Here is a 17,950-nt window from a genome sequence, read left to right on the forward strand (position 1 = left end):
GCTGCTCGGCGTGCACGATCTCCAGCACGTCCTCGAGGGTGAGCGGCTCGAAGTACAGGCGGTCGGAGGTGTCGTAGTCGGTGGAGACGGTCTCCGGGTTGCAGTTGACCATCACCGTCTCGTAGCCCGCATCGCTGAGCGCGAACGAGGCATGCACACAGGAGTAGTCGAACTCGATACCCTGACCGATCCGGTTCGGACCCGAACCCAGGATGATCACCGCCGGCTTGGTACGCGGGGCGACCTCGCTCTCCTCGTCATACGAGGAGTAGAAGTACGGCGTCTTCGCAGCGAACTCGGCCGCGCAGGTATCCACCGTCTTGTAGACCGGACGCAGATCGAGGGCGTATCGCACCTCCCGGACTATCTCTTCGCGCAGGCCACGGATCTCGGCGATCTGCACGTCCGAGAAGCCATGCCTCTTCGCCTGGGCCAGCACCTCACGCGTCAGCTCCGGTGCCTCGGCCAGCTCGTCGGCGATCTCCTTGATGAGGAAGAGCTGGTCCACGAACCAAGGGTCGATCTTCGTCGACGCGAAGATCTCCTCCTGCGTGGCACCGGCGCGGATCGCCTCCATGACAGTGTTGATCCGGCCGTCCGTGGGACGGGCGGCCTCCGCCAACAGAGCGTTCTTGTCCCCGAGTTCACCGACGAACGTGAACTGGCTGCCCTTCTTCTCCAGGGAGCGCAGGGCCTTCTGCAGCGCTTCGGTGAAGTTCCGGCCGATCGCCATCGCCTCGCCCACGGACTTCATGGTCGTGGTGAGGGTCGAGTCGGCGGAGGGGAACTTCTCGAACGCGAACCGCGGAGCCTTGACCACGACGTAGTCGAGCGTCGGCTCGAAGGACGCCGGAGTCTTCTCGGTGATGTCGTTCGGGATCTCGTCCAGCGTGTAACCGACCGCCAGCTTCGCCGCGATCTTCGCGATCGGGAAACCGGTCGCCTTCGACGCCAGCGCGGACGACCGCGACACACGCGGGTTCATCTCGATCACAATCACCCGGCCGTCGACCGGATCGATCGCGAACTGGATGTTGCAGCCACCCGTGTCGACACCCACCTCGCGGATGATCGCGATACCGACGTCCCGCAGCCGCTGATACTCACGGTCGGTGAGCGTCATCGCCGGCGCGACGGTGATCGAGTCACCGGTGTGCACGCCCATCGGGTCGAAGTTCTCGATGGAGCAGACGACCACGACGTTGTCGTTCTTGTCGCGCATCAACTCCAGCTCGTACTCCTTCCAACCGAGGATCGACTCCTCCAGGAGCACCTCAGTGGTCGGCGACAGCGTCAGACCCTGACCGGCGATCCGCCGCAACTCCTCCTCGTCATGCGCGAAACCGGAACCGGCACCACCCATCGTGAAGGACGGGCGCACGACGACGGGGTAGCCGCCAAGGGAGTCCACACCCGCGATGACCTCATCCATGGAGTGGCAGATGACCGAGCGGGCGGACTCGCCATGGCCGGTCTTGCGCCGGACCTCCTCCACGACCTCCTTGAACAGGTCGCGGTCCTCGCCCTTGTTGATGGCTTCGACGTTGGCGCCGATCAGCTCGACGCCGTACTTCTCCAACACCCCGTTGTTGTGGAGTGAGATGGCAGTGTTCAGGGCGGTCTGGCCGCCCAGCGTCGGGAGCAGTGCGTCGGGGCGCTCTTTCTCAATGATCTTTTCGACGAACTCCGGGGTGATCGGCTCGACATACGTGGCGTCGGCGATCTCCGGATCGGTCATGATCGTGGCCGGGTTCGAGTTGACCAGGATCACCCGCAGACCCTCGGCCTTCAGCACCCGGCAGGCCTGAGTCCCGGAATAGTCGAACTCCGCGGCCTGACCGATCACGATCGGGCCGGAGCCGATGACCAGGACGGACTGGATATCGGTGCGCTTAGGCACGCTCGGCCTCCATCAGAGAAACAAAACGGTCGAACAGGTAGGCGGCGTCATGCGGACCCGCAGCCGCCTCAGGGTGGTACTGGACGGAGAACGCCGGCCGGTCGAGCAGCTGAAGCCCCTCCACCACCTGGTCGTTGAGACATACGTGGGAGACCTCGGCCCGCCCGAAGGGAGTCTCCGAGACACGGTCGAGCGGCGCGTCCACAGCAAACCCGTGGTTGTGCGCAGTGACCTCGACCTTCCCGGTCGTACGGTCCTGCACCGGCTGATTGATGCCACGATGCCCGTACTTGAGCTTGTACGTACCGAAGCCGAGCGCGCGGCCCAGGATCTGGTTGCCGAAGCAGATGCCGAACAGGGGCGTCCTGCGCTCCAACACCGCCTGCATCACAGCAACCGGACCATCAGCCGTAGCCGGATCACCCGGACCATTGGAGAAGAACACCCCGTCCGGGTTGACTGCGTACACATCCTCAACCGACGCGGTCGCCGGCAGCACATGCACCTCGATACCCCGCTCAGCCATCCGATGCGGCGTCATCCCCTTGATGCCCAGGTCCACAGCCGCCACCGTGAACTTCTTCGTGCCGATCGCGGGGACGACGTACGCCTCCTTCGTCGCCACCTCGGCCGACAGGTTCGCGCCCTTCATCTGCGGCGCCTCCTTCACCCGCGCCAGCAGCGCCGCATCATCCGCGACCTTCTCGCCCGAGAAGATCCCGACCCGCATCGCACCCCGCTCCCGCAGATGCCGGGTCAGCGCCCGGGTGTCCACACCGGAGATCCCGACGACGCCCTGACCCACCAACTCCTCGTCCAGCGAACGCCGAGAGCGCCAGTTCGACGGGCGGCGCGCAGGGTCACGTACGACATACCCCGCGACCCAGATCCGCGAGGACTCCGGATCCTCGTCATTGACACCGGTGTTGCCCACATGCGGAGCCGTCATCACCACGACCTGCCGGTGATACGAGGGATCGGTCAGGGTCTCCTGATAGCCGGTCATGCCGGTGGAGAACACCGCCTCACCGAAGGTCTCCCCCACGGCCCCGTAGGAACGGCCGCGGAAAACCCGCCCGTCCTCCAGGACGAGAACAGCAGTCGAACCGCTCATCTCAGACCACCCCATTGACGAGCGTCATGTAGAGGGCCACGCCACCGCCGATGGAGAGCAGCGAGTTGTCCGTCTTCCAGTAGAGGACGGCCGCGACGACCAGGGAGACGAGTGTCGGCAGCCCATAGGGATAGACGGTGACGTTCAGGTCCTTGATGGTGTAGGCCACCAGGAGAACCATCACGCCGGTCGGCATCTTCTCGCCTATGTACCGGAGATAGCCGTTCACTTGGCTGTCCGAGTCCGGCTTTCCGAGGACGAAGAAGGGGGCCACGCGCAAGGCGATGGTCACCACGGAGATGACGGCGATGACGGCGAATGCGTGCAGGTCGGAAATCATGCCTTCTTCTCCTTCTGGTACATCCAGCTGATGGCCACCATGTAGAGGAGCAGGCTCACGATCAGGAAGGACTCCTCGATCACGTACTGGTCCACGAAGTAGCCGATGACTCCGGCGCCCAGCGCGAGGAAGACCAGGCGGGCGCTGCGGCTGGTGCGCACCGCGTTGACCGCGAGGGTCAGGAACATGGTGGTGAGCGCGAACTCGAAGCCCTTGACGCTCTCCGGGATGACCTGGCCGATCAGCGCACCGAGCACGGCGCCGAGCACCCACCAGACGTGGCTGACGACTTGGAGGATCGTGATCTGGCGGCCGTTGAGATGCATTCCGGGGCCGGCCGAGGTGATGCCGTAGGTCTCGTCGGTCAGGGCGAAGACGCCGTAGGTCTTCTGTGCTCTGCCGCGAAGGCGGTCGATCGGGAACGACAGTCCGTAGAAGATATGGCGGAAGTTCACGATCAGCGAGGTGAACGCGACCTGATAGAGCGGGAGTCCGGCCACCATGAATCCGACGGCGAGGAATTCGATGGAGCCCGCGTAGATCAGGAGCGTGGATATCGGAGCCCAGTACCAGGAGATTCCGCTCGCGGTGAGCAGCACTCCGAACGCCACCCCCAGCGGGATGTAGGCCATGGCCACGGGAATGGTGAGCCGGACGGCTTCCGACGTACCCGACTCGCTGTGTCGGTCGGCCGTCCGTTCTTGTGGGGGTGGCGTGGTGTGCATGCTGGCTCCTGCGTGACTCGTGATCGCGGTCGTGTCCCGGTCGGCCGGGGTGGGCACGGTAGTGGGAGGTCAGACGCCTCGGGGCGCGGGTGTCACCCAGTAAGACTCGGCCTTGGGATCCCAGCTGCGGGTGAGCGGGTCACGGGTGGCCCGGGCAAGGAGGCCGATCGGGGTGACGACCAGGTAGTAGACGACGGCCAGGAGTACGGCTCGCATGGCTTTCAATTCCCTTCGGATATCGGTTGGTTGGGCCGGTTGGGTCGGTTGGGTCGGTTGAATGAGATGCGCAGCAGGGTTCAGTCGAGCGGGATCTCGTCGCGCCAGTCGGTCTCCTCCTGCCACTGCGGCTGGTCCTCCTTGCGCAGCAGGAAGTTGCCGACGGCCAGGAGATCGATGTTGGTCCGCATGAAGCACGCGTACGCCTCGGCGGGGCTGGCCACGATCGGCTCTCCCCGCACGTTGAAGGAGGTGTTGACCAGGACCGGGCAGCCGGTCTGCTCCTTGAACGCGGTGAGCAGGCGGTGGTACGGGGCGTTGCGCTCGGCGGTGACGGTCTGCACCCGGGCCGAGTGGTCGACGTGCGTGACCGCCGGGATCGTGGAGCGCTGCACCTTGAGCAGGTCGAGTCCGCTCGCGCCGCCGTCCCCGTCCTCGTGCTCGATCCGCTGGGCGGGCGAGACGCCGGTGACCACCAGCATGTACGGGCTCTCCTGGTGGAGTTCGAAGTAGTCCTTCGCGTCCTCGGCGAGCACCGAGGGCGCGAACGGACGGAACGACTCCCGGAACTTGATCTTGAGGTTCATCGTGGACTGCATCACCGGGTCACGCGGGTCACCGATGATCGAGCGGGCACCGAGCGCACGCGGCCCGAACTCCATCCGCCCCTGGAACCAGCCCGCGATCTTGCCCTGGCCCAGTTCGGCGGCCACCTCGCGGGCGAGTTCCTCCTGCGTCAGACGCGTATACGGGATGTTCTCGCCGTCCAGGTAGGCGGCGATCTCCTCGTCGTCGAACTCCGGGCCGAGCAGGGAGCCGGACATGCCGTCGGTCCCGTTGCCCAGGTGGGTGCGCCGCGCGCCGCGGTCCGAGGCGACGGCGAGCGCCGCTCCGAGCGCACCGCCGGCGTCACCGGCCGCGGGCTGGACCCACACCTCGTCGAAGATGCCGGCGTTGATGACCTTGCCGTTGGACACGCAGTTGAGCGCCACGCCGCCGGCCATGACCAGGTGGCGTTCGCCGGTGATCTCGCGGGCGTGCTGCGCGAGCAGCAGCACCACGTCCTCGGTGACCTTCTGCACGGAGGCCGCGAGGTCGAACTCCCGCTCCGTGAGCGGGCTTTCGGGCAGCCGGCGGGGGCCGTCGAAGAGCTCCTCGAAGCCGCGGCCCGTCATGACCTGGCCGCGCAGGTACTCGAAGTACTTCATGTCGAGCCGGAAGGAGCCGTCGGACTTGACGTCGATGAGCTTCTCGCGGATCAGGTCGGCGTAGCGCGGCTTGCCGTAGGGCGCGAGGCCCATCAGCTTGTACTCGCCGGAGTCCACCTTGAAGCCGCAGAAGTACGTGAACGCCGAGTACAGCAGGCCGAGCGAGTGCGGGAAGCGGATCTCGGAGACCGCGTCCAGCTGCGTACCGCGACCGTGCCAGAGCGTGGTGGTGGCCCATTCGCCGACGCCGTCGATGCAGAGCACGGCGGCCGACTCGTACGGGCTGGGGTAGAAGGCCGAGGCGGCGTGCGTCTCGTGGTGGCGGCGCACGTGCAGCTCGGGGACGCGGCCGAGGCCCAGGTCCGCGAGCTCGCGGCGGACCACGTCGATGGTGTCGCGCTTCCACTTCAGCCACTCGGGCAGGGTGTCGCGGAAGGAGGCGAAGCCGGCCGGGGCAGCACCCGCGAAGGTGGTCTTGACGCGCTCGTACTTGAGTTTCGGGTCCTCGTAGTAGGCGACGGCGGACACGTCGTCGAGCGTGACGCCGGCCTCTTCGAGGCAGTACTTGATGGCGAGCGCGGGGAAGGCCGAGTCGTGCCGGATACGGCTGAAGCGCTCTTCCTGGGCCGCGGCCACGGGGACGCCGTCGGCCACCAGGGCGGCCGCGCTGTCGTGGTAGTAGGCGGACAGGCCAAGGACCAGATCGGACATGGGTGAACTCCTGGGTTGTGCAAGCTTTTCGGGAAAGGGGAGGCGGTCTCAGCGGCCCTTGACCGCGTCGCGGGGCGGTCTCAGCGGCCCTTGACCGCGTCGCGCGCGGCCCGGCGTCCGGCCTGACGGGCGCGGAAGCCCGACGGCGGGTTGAGCGAGCGGTAGCCGGTGCGGACGCGCTGCCATGCGGCGTCGAGTGCGCCGGCGCCCTGCGAGGCGGTGATCGAGGAGAGATAGGTGTCGATGGCGTCCGCGGCCCAGGCCGAGTGGCCGGTCGCGACGTTGTCCACGGTGTTGTGGATGTCGACGAAGCGGGTGCTGAATCCGTACTTCTTCAGGGCCAGGCGCGCCCTGCGGTAGGTGCCGCCCACGCCGGACAGCTCCATCGCCAGGTTCAGGCCGAGCACCTCCGGCATGAAGGTCTGCGGGAAGCGGCCGATGCTGAGCCAGTACACCGGCAGCTCGAAGGAGCCGTCGCGGAAGCCGTCGTACGCGGCGAACGCGCGGGAGGCGGTCGGCGGCAGATCGAAGCCCATCTCGATCAGGACCTCGCGGTAGATGAGCGGGTGGTTCAGGTCCGCCTGGCCGTTGCCGAGCTCGTCCCAGTACGTGTCGAAGAGCGAGTGGCCGATCTCCGACGAGGCGTGCTCGTAATCGGTGAAGCCCTTGATCCAGGCGCCGTCGATCAACGTGAGCGGGGCGAGCTGGACGGTGGAGTCGATGAGCTCGTCGCGGCTGGGCAGTTCCTGCTCGGCGCCCTGCTCGAAGGCCTCGCTGTGCTGGTCGTGCATGTCCACGAGCCAGGGGCGCAGACCCTGCGGGGTCCACTGTTCGGGCAGCGCCATGGAGGAGTCGTCGATGCCGTGGCGCGAGCGGCCGAGCCAGCCGTGCACGTACTCGCGGGCATAGGCGCGTACGGCGGGAGTGTCCGTGCGGTTGAGGAGCAGGTGGTAGGCCTCGCGGACGTCGGCGGGCGGTGTGCCGCCGTCCTCGGGACGCCAGGCGCTCAGGGCGAGCGGACGGGCGGGGGCGAGCGGGGCGCCGGCCTCGGGGGTGCCTTCGGCCGGTCCTGACAGGGAGCCGATCCAGCGGCGTACGACGCCGAGGTCCTCGGGCGAGAACACCCGGAACATCCGGCCCTTCTCCCCTACGAGCCCGGTCACCAGCATGCTCTGCCCGGGGGCGCCCGGGCGGACGAGACGGCTGCGGGACAGGGCCGCGAGCATGGGCCGCGGATCGGTCTGGCACTCCTTGAGCCAGTCCGACAACTGCCGCCCCTCCAGGGCGTAGTCGTGGTGGTAGACCGAGCCCTCGCGGGCCCGCAGGCGCATCAGCTCGGCCATCTCGAAGACCGGGTCGCAGGCCTCGGTGAGCTCGGTGTGCAGCCGCCCGCTCCACTCCCGCAGGGCGGCGAGCGCCCAGCGGAAACCGGTGCTGATCCGGGTCCTGGCCTCCTCACCGTCGCGGGCGATGACGGCCTCGACCGCGCTCTGCGCGAGGTCCGTTCCGGTGCGGCCCTCGCCCCGGGCGGTCGCCGGGTCGACGACGTCCCAGCGCGTGATGGTCGGCCGTTCTGCCCGTACGAGAGTGAGCGCGGGCAGCAGGCCCACGGACCGCAGACACAGGTCGGCGCCGAGGATCTCCGGCAGGAAGTCGTCGGGGCGGCGGCTCATCGCGAGCAGCAGGGCAGCCAGCCGGAAGTGGCCGTCGTCGATGCGCTGGTCCGCGGTCAGCCGGCGGGCGGGCACCGCGTTCTCGGAGATGTCGAGCTGCCGCAGGACCGGCAGATAGGCGTCGCCGCGCGAGGCACGCGGGGCGCCGACGCCCAGGTCGGCGGCGTACAGGGCGAGGACGGCGAGGACCGCGGGGTCGTCCCCGTTGCCGGGCGAGCTCAGCCACTGCAACCAGGCGCCGGACATCAGGGACAGCGGCGCGCAGGCCAGCGCGGTGCGCCGGACCAGGACCTCCCGGGTGTCCGGGGCGAGCCCTTCGCGCAGCTCCTGGTACTGCAGGGTCTCCGCCGCCGACCAGTCGGCGGCCCGCCGCCGCAGTGCGTCCAGTCCTCCGTCGGGATCCAGGGAGCCTTCGAGCTCGGTGCGTATCTCGGTCAGGAGCCGGCCCGCGGGAAGTGCGGCTTCGGGGTCGACCACCTTTCCGTAGACGGTGCGTGCTGCTTCGGCGGCGGTGGACGGTGTACGGGTGGCGCGGGACGGTGCTGCAGCGACGGTGGGCGCTGACACTTCAAGCCTCTTTCCGGTTCTCCAGCGGGGGACGGGCGCTGGTGGTGGATGGGGACGGGGAGCGGGGTCCGCTCAGAACATCGGGTAGATGGAGGCGTCGTTCTTCGGCTTCGGCTTGCGGCCGAGCAGCTTGTTGATCAGGTTGCGCAGGACGGTCATCGGGCCGTGCCTTTCGGGGAGTTCGGATGCGATACGGGGATCAGCGGGCGGCGCCGGTCAGGAGAGCTCGAGCTCCTTGGCGAGCAGGCCCGCGACCAGGTCGTGGCCCTCGTCGGTGAAGTGGATGCGGTCGACGAACAGCCAGTCGTCCTTGCCGATCGCGTCGGCGATGACCGGGTTGATGTCGAGGTAGCGCACGCCCATGCGCTCGCAGCCGGCCTGGAGTTCCTTGGAGTAGGTCTCGCGGGCGGACATGGACGAGATGTCGCCGTACACCTCGCCGAAGTTCGAGATCTGGTCGAGCTCGTCGAAGATCAGCTTCTCCTGCGGTGCGGGTGTCTCACGGACCCAGGTGGCCAGCGGCTGCAGGACGAAGGTCAGCTTCGCGCCCATGCCTTCGGCGAGCAGCCGCCAGGAGTCGAGGTGGCGCAGGGTCAGCTCGGAGGCGAGGTCGATCTGCTCGGCGAGCTCGGGCACCCGCAGGTCCTGCCCGGCGGGCTCTGCGGCTTCCTTCTTGCGGCCGCCGAACAGGCCACGGCCTGCCGACGCCTTGCGGTTGCGGGCGCGGAGCTCCTCCATCTGCCCCGAGAAGTCATTGCAGTTGAAGAAGGCACCGCTGTCGCCGCGCACCGAGGCGGGCAGCCGGCTCAGGCCCAGGTTGTTGAAGCCGGAGAACAGCACGATCTCGTCGACCTGCGGCAGCAGATGCCGGTAGAGGGTGAAGAGCAGCAGTTCCTGGGTCGAGTTGTGGCTGCGTCCGCCGAAGTTGAGCCAGGGCAGCGACGGCGCGTGCTTGCTCCACAGGTACGAGGACAGCGTGTCGCCGTCGGTGCTCGCGCCGATGCCGAAGGCCGTGGAGCTGCCCGCGAGCAGCCGTACCGGACCGTCGGGCCCCGGGCCGCCGACCGAGGCCTTCTGCCCGTCCGGGCCCTCGGAGACGCGGAAGCCGAGCCGGTCGGTGTTGACCACGTCGGAGCGGTGGCCGGCGGCGTGGAAGTACATCAGATACGGCATCCAGCGGATGTCTCCGCGGTCGTCGAACTTCTCGGCGTACTGCAGCATCTGCGGGGTGAGCGTGGCGCGGTGGGACATGGGTCGGTAACTCCTGCTGAGGAAAGGTGAGTTGAGGGAGGGGGGAACGCTGCCGGTCAGCCCAGTGCCTGGGCAAAGTCGGCCGTCAGGTCGTCCAGGTGCTCGAGACCGACGGCGATACGGACCGTTCCCTCCGTGATGCCGATGGCGCGCAGCCCGTCGGCGTCCATGGAGCGGTGCGAGGTGGCGGACGGCTGCTGGACGAGCGTCTTGAAACCGCCGAGGGAGACCGCGCGGTCGACGAGCCGCAGGCGCCGGGTGAACTCCAGCGTCTCCTTGCGGCCGCCGGCCACGTCGATGGCGAGGACCCCGCCGTAGCCGTTCGGCAGCAGGCGCTTCGCCAGCTCGAAGGCGGGGTGGTCGGGCAGTCCCGGCCAGTGCACCTTCTCCACGCCCAGGTGCCGGGAGAGGAAGTGCGCGAGCCCGTCGGCGTTCTCGTGGTGGCGCTGCATCCGCAGCCCCAGGGTGGCGAGACCGCGCAGGGTCAGCCAGGCGGCGAACGGGTCGGCGATCGTGCCGGTCTCCAGGGAGCGCGACCACACCTTGCGGTGCAGGTCGGCGTCGGCGAAGGAGGCGATGCCGCCGAGCACGTCGCAGTGGCCCGACAGGTACTTGGTGGAGGAGTGGATCACCACGTCCGCGCCCATCGACAGCGGGCGGCAACCGAGCGGCGAGGCAAAGGTGTTGTCGACGATGCCGACCAGCCCGGCGGCCCGGCCCGCGGCGAAGAACGCCGGCAGATCGGTGACCTGCGCGGTGGGGTTGGAGAGCGTCTCCAGGTAGAGCACCTTGGTCGAGGGCCGCAGGGCCGCGGTGACCTCGGCGGGGTCCCGGCCGTCGACATAGGTGACCTCGACGCCGTAGCGGGCGGCGAGATCCTTCAGGAGGGCGAACGTGCCGCCGTAGAGGTGCTTCTGGACGATGATGTGGTCGCCGCTGCCGAGCAGCGTGTGCAGCACGGTGTGGATGGCGCCCATGCCGCTGGAGGTGGCGAGGCTGGCCGCCGCGCCCTCCAGGGCGGAGAGCGCGTCCTCCAGGGTCCGCACCGTGGGGTTGGAGTTGCGGAGGTAGGCGAACGACTCGGGGCGGTTGATGGCCTCGGCCAGTTCCTCCGGGTTGTCGTAGCCGAAGTTGGCGGTCTGGTAGAGCGGCGTGTTCAGCGGGCGCGCTCCGCCTAGATCCGGGACCCCTACGTGGATCGCCCGGGTCTCCGGGTGCAGCTGGTTCGGCACGGCTTCCCTCTCGCGGATACGGCCCCTGGCTCCAAGCGGCCGGGGCGGTGTGAGTCGGTGTTGCTGGGTGTGGATCGGTGTTGCTCGGTGGCGACGTGATCCAGACTCACCTGCCGCGAAGGGCTTGTCACCGGTCATCGGGTGCCATGAACAGGCCCGGCACAGGTGTGCCACCGATGACCCCCGGATCTCCGAAAACACCAGCTCACAGGGGGTGCTTGGCACCTCCGTGCCGGTGCACATCCATGCCGCACGCCACGCGGGACACCGCCCGGCCGCGCGGTGCAGGATGGCCGCCCGTCGCATCCGTATGCCGAGGAGGGCCGCAGGCCGATGAACAACCCCGTACCGCTGAACGACCACGCTCCGATACGGCAGTTGGTGGTGGTCGACGCCCGCAGGGAGGCCGAAGGAGTCCTGGCGCTCACGCTGGCGGACCCGGCCGGCGCACCGCTGCCCGCCTGGGAACCGGGTGCGCATGTCGATGTCGTCCTGCCGTCGGGCCTGGTCCGCTCGTACTCGCTGTGCGGCAGCCCGCGGGACCGCGGCGCGTACCGGATCGCGGTGCTGCTGACCCCGGACAGCCGGGGCGGGTCGGCCGAGCTGCACCGAGTGGGCGTCGTGGGACAGGACGTGAGCGTGCGCGGACCGCGCAACCACTTCCCGCTGGTGTCGGCCCCCGCGTACCTGTTCCTCGCGGGCGGTATCGGCATCACTCCGCTGCTCCCCATGCTGCGGCAGCTCGCCGCCGATCCGGCCGCTCCGCGCTGGTCGCTCCTGTACGGGGGCCGGTCGCTGAGCAGCATGGCCTTCCGGGACGAACTCGCCGCCCTGCCCGGGGGCGAGGTGACCCTGTGGCCGCAGGACACCCACGGGCTGCCCGATCCGGACCGGCTGCTTGCCGATCTGCCCGCGTCGGCGGCCGTCTACTGCTGCGGCCCCGAGGGGCTGTTGCAGGCGGTGCAGACCTCCGCCGAGCGCCGACTGCCGTCGGGGGCCCTGCACACGGAAAGGTTCAGGGCCCCCGCCGAGGAAGGCCCGGTCACCGGCGGCGCGTTCGAGGTGGAGCTGCGGCGCACGGGCGTCAGCCTGCGCGTTCCCGTCGACCGGACCCTGCTCGACGTGGTGCGCGAGGCGGTGCCGGGTGTGCCGTTCTCCTGCGAGGAGGGCATGTGCGGCACCTGCGAGACCAAGGTGCTCGACGGGACGCCTGACCACCGGGACATGCTCCTGAGCGATGCCGAGCGTGCGGCGGGCAGCACGATGATGATCTGCGTGGGGCGCTCGGTGACGCCTCGTCTCGCGCTGGATCTGTAGGCGTTCGGGAGGGGCTCGGGAGGCGTTCGGGAGGCGTTCGGGAGGCGTTCGGCTGCGGGTCCCCAGCCTCCTCAGGTCCCTCCCCCAGGTCCGGTAATGCCCGAGTAACAAGCGCTCTTTAGCGTCCGGGCTCCCCCGTACCGTCCCTGGAGGAGCGCCTCAATGCACCTGCCAAGACCGTCCTGGCGCAGTCGTGCCACCTGGACGGCGGTCTCGCTGTCGTCGGCGGCCGCCCTGTTGTTCAGCCCCCTGCCCGCCCTGGCCGACGACGCGCGGCCCGTGGAGGGCCCCAAGGTCGACGCCGCGCTGGCGGGCGCCGTGGAGGACGGCGGCGAGGCCGCCTTCTTCGTCGTACTCGATGATCAGGCCGATCTGTCCGCCGCCCGCGGCGAGAAGTCCCACGGCGCGCGGGCGAAGGCCGCGTACGGCGCGCTGCGCGAGCACGCACGGGACAACCAGCGGTCCCTGACCGCCTTTCTCGACAAGGAGAAGGTGGGGCACCAGGACTTCTGGATCGCCGATGTCGTACGGGTCGAGGGCGACGCGGAGCTCGTGGCGAAGCTCGCCGCGCGGTCCGATGTCGCCGGGCTCGTCAAGGAGCGGCGGTACGAGCTCGACGAGATCGAGCAGGCCGGGCCCGCCGACACCGTCGCGGCGGCCGAGGACGCCGCGCCCGAGTGGGGCATCGCCGACGTCAAGGCCGATCAGGTGTGGGAGCAGTACGACAACCGCGGTGAGGGCATCGTCATCGCGAACGTCGACTCCGGTGTGCAGTTCGACCACCCGGATCTGGTCGCCAACTACCGCGGCAACAAGGGCGACGGCACCTTCGCGCACGACTACAACTGGTACGACCCGAGTGGGCAGTGCCCCACGAGCGGTGTCCCCTGCGACAACAACGGGCACGGCACGCACACCATGGGCACGATGGTCGGCGCGAACGGCATCGGTGTCGCGCCGGGGGCCAAGTGGATCGCCGCCAAGGGGTGCGAGTCGAGCAGCTGTTCCGACACCTCGCTGCTCGCGGCCGGTCAGTGGATCCTGGCGCCGACCGACAGCAACGGGCTGAACCCGAAGCCCGAGCTGGCGCCGAACATCGTCAACAACTCCTGGGGCGGCGGTCACACGACCTTCTACCAGGACATCGTCGAGGCCTGGAACGCCGCCGGGATCTTCGAGGCGTTCGCCGCGGGCAACAAGGGCAACGGCACGACCTGCTCCACCAGTGAGGCCCCGGGATCGCAGGCGCCCTCCTACGGTGTCGGCGCCTACGACAGCAGCGGGAAGATCGCGAACTTCTCCGGGTTCGGTCCGTCCCGGGTCGACGGCTCGATGAAGCCGAACATCGCCGCGCCCGGTGTCGACATCCGTTCCACCTGGCCCGGTTCGGCGTACAACACCATCAACGGTACGTCGATGGCGACCCCGCACGTCGCCGGCGCCACCGCCCTGCTGTGGTCGTCGGCCCCTTCGCTGATCGGTGACATCGATGCCACCCGCGCCTTCCTGAACCAGGGCGCGCGCAACGTGGACGACACCCACTGCGGCGGCACCGCCGAGGCCAACAACGTCTGGGGCGAGGGCAAGCTCGACATCCTCGCCTCCGTCGACAAGGCCCCGCACACCGCCGTCACCGTGTCCGGCAAGGTCACCGACAAGGCGACCGGCGCCGCCCTGCCCGGCATCGACGTCAAGGTCACCGGTGCCACGACCGGCACCCGCATCGTCAGCACCGGCTCCGACGGTTCGTACCGGGTGCCGATGGACCCGGGCACGTACGACTTCGCGCTCAGCGGTTACGGATACGCCCCCAAGCAGCTGACCGGGGTCGAACTGACCGCCGGGCAGCCGCTGGTGCAGGACATCGCCCTGGACGCGGTCGCGAGCCACTCCGTCACCGGCACCGTGCTCGACGTGACCGGCAAGCCCCTCGCGAAGGCGACCGTCGAGGTCACCGGGATCCCGGTGGACGCGGTCCGCACGGGCACGGACGGCACGTTCACGCTGCCGAAGGTCGCCGAGGGCGCCTACACGCTGACCGTGACACCCACCGAGCCGGTGCTCTGCAACGGCATCGCGCGCACGCCCCTGACCGTCGACGGCGCCGAGACCCGTACGGTCCGGCTGCCCGCGCGCACCGACCGGTACGGCAACAGCTGCACCCCGGCCACGTACTCCTGGATCAAGGGCGCCACCGCCGTCCCGCTGAGCGGGGACGAGGACGCGAAGACGCTCCAACTGCCCTTCCCCGTCCGCCTGTACGGGGTCGAGTACTCCAGCGCGTCCGTCACCACCAACGGGCTGGTCAACTTCCTCCAGCCGCGCCTCGGTGACTACATCAACACCGCGCTGCCCGCGGCCGAGGAGCCGAACGGCATCGTCGCCCCGTTCTGGGACGACCTGACCCTCGACCGCAGGTCCAGCGTGCAGACGGCCACGACCGGGAAGGCCGGCGGCCGCAAGTTCGCGGTCGTCTGGAACCAGGCCCTGCTCGTGTCCGACAACAGCCGCGTCACCTTCGAGGCGGTCTTCGACGAGGCCACCGGTGACGTGACCTTCCAGTACCAGTCCGTGCCGGGCGCCGGTTCGGGCGCCACCGTCGGCATCGAGGACCAGAGCGGTACCGACGCCCTCCAGTACTCGTTCGAGCAGGCCGTCCTCGGCAACGGTTCGGCGATCCGCATCATGCAGGGAGCCAAGTGATGACCGGAACACCCACCTCACGGCGCGGTCTGCGCCTGGCCTCCGGGCTCATAGCGGCGGGCCTCACCCTCACCGCCGCGCCGTACGCCCTGGCCGCCGAGGGCGACGACAGCTCCGTGATGAAGCTGACGAGCGCCGAGGCAGAGAAGCTCGCCGACCGCATCGGTGTCGATGTGTACGGCGACGCGTCGGTGGCCGACGACGAGACCGCGGCCGGCGAAGCCACGTCCGAAGCGGCCGACGGTCCGGTCACCTTCACCGCCAAGTCCACCCTCGAAGGCGTACGCGGCATCGGCGCCACCGTGCCGGCCGCCGGCGGCCAGTACTTCACCGTCCACAGCCTGGGGAACATCCAGCTGCACCGGGCCGACGGCTCCACCGCGTGGGCCCGCACCAACACCTCGCTGTACGCGGACTGGCAGGTCAAGCCGCTGCGTCCCTGGCAGCAGGAGCCGTATCCGGCACGGATCCTGATGGGCTACAACGCCGTCAGCCCGTTCGCGCCCTCCTCCGACCAGGGTTACGACACCGGGGACCTGACCGGGGACGGCATCCCGGACCTCGTGTTCGCGGCGTCCGTCGGCGACTCCCCGTACCGGCCGTTCAGCTCGCCCGGCTCCTCCCTCTACACCGGCACGTTCGTGACGGTGCTCGACGGCAGGACCGGCAACACGCTGTGGTCCAAGATCTATTCGTATGCCTCGATGGTGAAGATCGTCGACGGGACGCTGCTCGTCGCCGATGCCCCGCGCCTGAACAACGGGGGCGCGCCGGCGACCGAGACCGCCAAGGTCCACGGCATCCGATTCGGTTACGGCGACGGCAAGTTGACCCCGTCGAAGACCTGGACGTACGACACGGGCGAGGCGCGCATCGCCACCTGGGGCGCTCTCGCGGACGTGGGCGGCGGCAAGGCCGCGCTCTCCTGGAACCTGCGCAAGTTCGGCGGCGTCACCGCGCACGGCACCACGCTCGTGCTCGACACCGCCGACGGTTCGGTCAAGTGGGCGACGGGCAGCGACCTTTACGGCCGGCAGCTCCACCTGGACGCCGCGCGAGGCCGCGTGGTCGCCCTGGAGCAGGCCGACACCATGGACGCGGTGAAGTACGAGCTCGTCGCCTACGACCTGGCGAGCGGCGCGCGCACCACCCTGGACACCAGGATCAACGCGCTGGCCACCGCCATGACGGTCGGCGACGTGAGCGACAGCGCGGGCGCCGAGTACGCGGTCGCCGAGTCGACACTCACGCCGTACGGGTCCGTGAACGCCGCCACGATCCGGGTGCTCGAGGGCAAGGACGGGGCGACCGTCGACTGGACGCACACCGTCAAGCGGGACGCCGGGAACACGTCCGGCAGCGGCCCCAGCTTCTGGGACCTGGACGCCGTGGGCGGCAGGCTCGTCGCCTCGGCACAGGACGACCGGGGCATCGCCACGGCCGAGAACCCGGGCGGCCGGGTCTACGGTGCGCTCACCGCGCTCAACGGCAGTGGCAAGGTCATCTGGCGCCAACAGGGCGTGGGGGCCTCGCCGTTGCACCACCAGGTGTACCGGGCGGGCGGCGCCGACTTCGTACGCCTCGTCGACCAGGCGCAGAACATCCGCACGTACAACCTGGGCACCGGTAAGCAGAAGGAGCTCACCGCGCTGCAAGGCGACTTGAACTACGGGCAGACCGCCGACCTGAACGGCGACAAGAAGCCGGACGTCATCGCGGGCGGCACGTCGAACGGAGTGTGGGCCTGGTCGGGGCCCTCCCTCGTCGCGGGCGGGCCGAAGCAGCTGTGGAAGGCCCAAGTGCCGGGCGCGGTACGGAACATCGCGACCGGTGACGTCGACGGAGACGGCAAGCCCGAGGTCGTCGTCGCCGCGGACACCGCCACCGTCGTCCTGGACGGCGCCACCGGCAAGGTGCGGACCACGATCGGCGGCGCGGGCGAGTTCGTCCGCTCGGTGACCGTGGACGACGTGAACGGCGACGGGAAGGACGAGATCCTCGTCCCGACCGACGCGCTGCGGGTCTACGACGGGAGCGGCGCGGCCTTGTGGACGTACTCCGCGCCGACCGAACGTACCGATGTCGTCTTCTCGGACACGGTGGTCGCCGACGGCCGGGTGCACACGCAGTACACGACCGGGAACGCGCTCTTCGCGGACGACGCGGTCGTGGGCGGCGCGGCCCTGGACGGCGCCACGGGCAAGGTGGAGTGGAACGCCGAGCCCAAGGCGCCCGAGCGGGCCGCCGACGGGAAGCTGCACGGCGCGATCCTCGACCACGGGACCTTCGCCTCGCCGAAGATTCCGTACGCGGACGGGCACGCCGTCGTCCACACCTGGATCGTGCTGGCCGACCCGACCGTCGCCGGCGACCTGAGCACCGCGGCCCCGAGGGTCATCGTCGAGATCCGCGACGGCCGCACCGGTGAGCTGCTGCACCAGGACGCCACCGGCGGCCCCTGGTCGCACGGCAACTTCTTCATCGACGACGCGAGCGAGGCCGCGCAGGAACCGCTGTACGCGATCAGCTTCGGCACGTTCCGCGGCTTCGGTGCCGGCGGCATCGACACCCGCAGCTCGGTGGTCACCAGTCTGCGCACCGCGGACTTCGCCACCGGGCCCGGCGGCCGCAAGCTGGTGATCGGCGGCACGGAGGCCGGTGTGGCCGCGTTCGACCCGTCGCAGCTGACCACCGGTGACTCCTTCCAGTCGAGCCGGGGAGGCGCCACCCTGATGGGCGGCCGGACGTATCTCGCCGCCGACCTCGACGGGAACGGGGTCGACGACGTGGTCTCGCTCAACTTCGACGACTTCGGCGTCAACCGGGCGGCCGAGCTCCTCGGCGGCGGGGTGCTGTCCCTGAACAACGCCATCCACCAGATGACGACGTTCACGCTGTCGTGATCTCCGCCTGAGCTGTCGTGATCTCCGCCTGACAGGACCCCCTGGGCTCGCCCCAGGGGGTCCTCGGCACGCTCGGTTAACCTGGCGCCC

At 69.4% G+C, this 17,950-nt stretch carries 12 protein-coding genes; 3 read left to right on the forward strand and 9 right to left on the reverse strand.

Translation table 11 applies throughout. From position 1 onward, the window contains the following. The 9 genes from carB to G6045_RS19395 all read right to left on the reverse strand — a co-directional run. On the reverse strand, nt 1-1,900 hold a 1,900-nt coding region (carB, locus tag G6045_RS19355; protein WP_165333254.1), incomplete at its 3' end, for a carbamoyl-phosphate synthase large subunit. Continuing rightward, complete coding sequence (gene carA / locus G6045_RS19360; protein ID WP_235968054.1) at nt 1,893-3,014, reverse strand: glutamine-hydrolyzing carbamoyl-phosphate synthase small subunit; 1,122 nt, start codon at nt 3,012-3,014, stop codon at nt 1,893-1,895. The genes carB and carA, both read right to left, overlap by 8 nt. Before the next feature lies 1 nt (nt 3,015). Further along, nucleotides 3,016-3,354, reverse strand: coding sequence for a branched-chain amino acid transporter permease (locus tag G6045_RS19365; protein WP_165333256.1), 339 nt, complete (start codon nt 3,352-3,354; stop codon nt 3,016-3,018). After that, entirely contained in the window at nt 3,351-4,079 is a 729-nt protein-coding gene (locus G6045_RS19370; protein ID WP_165333257.1) for an AzlC family ABC transporter permease, read from the reverse strand. The genes G6045_RS19365 and G6045_RS19370 overlap by 4 nt, the downstream gene beginning before the upstream one ends. A gap of 69 nt (nt 4,080-4,148) precedes the next feature. Further along, the gene (locus tag G6045_RS19375) at nt 4,149-4,295 is read right to left on the reverse strand and encodes a hypothetical protein (protein WP_165333253.1); all 147 of its coding nucleotides are present in this window, start codon (nt 4,293-4,295) and stop codon (nt 4,149-4,151) included. Nucleotides 4,296-4,375: 80 nt separating this feature from the next. Further along, entirely contained in the window at nt 4,376-6,214 is a 1,839-nt protein-coding gene (locus tag G6045_RS19380) for a carbamoyltransferase family protein (RefSeq protein WP_165333258.1), read from the reverse strand. A gap of 80 nt (nt 6,215-6,294) precedes the next feature. After that, nucleotides 6,295-8,454: an iron-containing redox enzyme family protein gene (locus G6045_RS42190; RefSeq protein WP_165333259.1), complete on the reverse strand. Its 2,160-nt coding sequence runs from the start codon at nt 8,452-8,454 to the stop codon at nt 6,295-6,297. 216 nt (nt 8,455-8,670) lie between these two features. Beyond that, nucleotides 8,671-9,705: an SGNH/GDSL hydrolase family protein gene (locus G6045_RS19390; RefSeq protein WP_165333260.1), complete on the reverse strand. Its 1,035-nt coding sequence runs from the start codon at nt 9,703-9,705 to the stop codon at nt 8,671-8,673. 56 nt (nt 9,706-9,761) lie between these two features. Continuing rightward, nucleotides 9,762-10,937 (reverse strand): trans-sulfuration enzyme family protein, encoded by a 1,176-nt coding sequence (locus G6045_RS19395; RefSeq protein ID WP_165333261.1) that lies wholly within the window; start codon nt 10,935-10,937, stop codon nt 9,762-9,764. A 333-nt stretch (nt 10,938-11,270) separates the two neighbouring features. On the opposite strand from G6045_RS19395, the gene G6045_RS19400 reads away from it, so the two are divergent. The 3 genes from G6045_RS19400 (at nt 11,271) to G6045_RS19410 (ending at nt 17,860) form a co-directional block, all read left to right on the forward strand. Continuing rightward, entirely contained in the window at nt 11,271-12,254 is a 984-nt protein-coding gene (locus G6045_RS19400; RefSeq protein ID WP_165333262.1) for a PDR/VanB family oxidoreductase, read from the forward strand. 162 nt (nt 12,255-12,416) lie between these two features. Next, a complete protein-coding gene (locus tag G6045_RS19405) occupies nt 12,417-14,957 on the forward strand; it encodes a S8 family serine peptidase (RefSeq protein ID WP_165333263.1) in 2,541 nt (846 codons plus the stop codon). Beyond that, complete coding sequence (locus G6045_RS19410) at nt 14,957-17,860, forward strand: FG-GAP-like repeat-containing protein (protein WP_165333264.1); 2,904 nt, start codon at nt 14,957-14,959, stop codon at nt 17,858-17,860. The genes G6045_RS19405 and G6045_RS19410 overlap by 1 nt, the downstream gene beginning before the upstream one ends. Nucleotides 17,861-17,950: the final 90 nt, after the last annotated feature.

The sequence above is a fragment of the Streptomyces mesophilus genome (assembly GCF_011044995.1).
Taxonomy (GTDB): domain Bacteria; phylum Actinomycetota; class Actinomycetes; order Streptomycetales; family Streptomycetaceae; genus Streptomyces; species Streptomyces mesophilus.

Bases quoted from the DNA above. Each gene is read 5' to 3' on its own strand.
- G6045_RS19375 (WP_165333253.1), bottom strand. From the start codon at position 4,295: ATGCGAGCCGTACTCCTGGCCGTCGTCTACTACCTGGTCGTCACCCCG.
- G6045_RS19365 (WP_165333256.1), bottom strand. From the start codon at position 3,354: ATGATTTCCGACCTGCACGCATTCGCCGTCATCGCCGTCATCTCCGTG.
- carA (WP_235968054.1), bottom strand. From the start codon at position 3,014: ATGAGCGGTTCGACTGCTGTTCTCGTCCTGGAGGACGGGCGGGTTTTC.
- G6045_RS19390 (WP_165333260.1), bottom strand. From the start codon at position 9,705: ATGTCCCACCGCGCCACGCTCACCCCGCAGATGCTGCAGTACGCCGAG.
- G6045_RS19400 (WP_165333262.1), top strand. From the start codon at position 11,271: ATGAACAACCCCGTACCGCTGAACGACCACGCTCCGATACGGCAGTTG.
- G6045_RS19370 (WP_165333257.1), bottom strand. From the start codon at position 4,079: ATGCACACCACGCCACCCCCACAAGAACGGACGGCCGACCGACACAGC.
- G6045_RS19410 (WP_165333264.1), top strand. From the start codon at position 14,957: ATGACCGGAACACCCACCTCACGGCGCGGTCTGCGCCTGGCCTCCGGG.
- G6045_RS19405 (WP_165333263.1), top strand. From the start codon at position 12,417: ATGCACCTGCCAAGACCGTCCTGGCGCAGTCGTGCCACCTGGACGGCG.
- G6045_RS19380 (WP_165333258.1), bottom strand. From the start codon at position 6,214: ATGTCCGATCTGGTCCTTGGCCTGTCCGCCTACTACCACGACAGCGCG.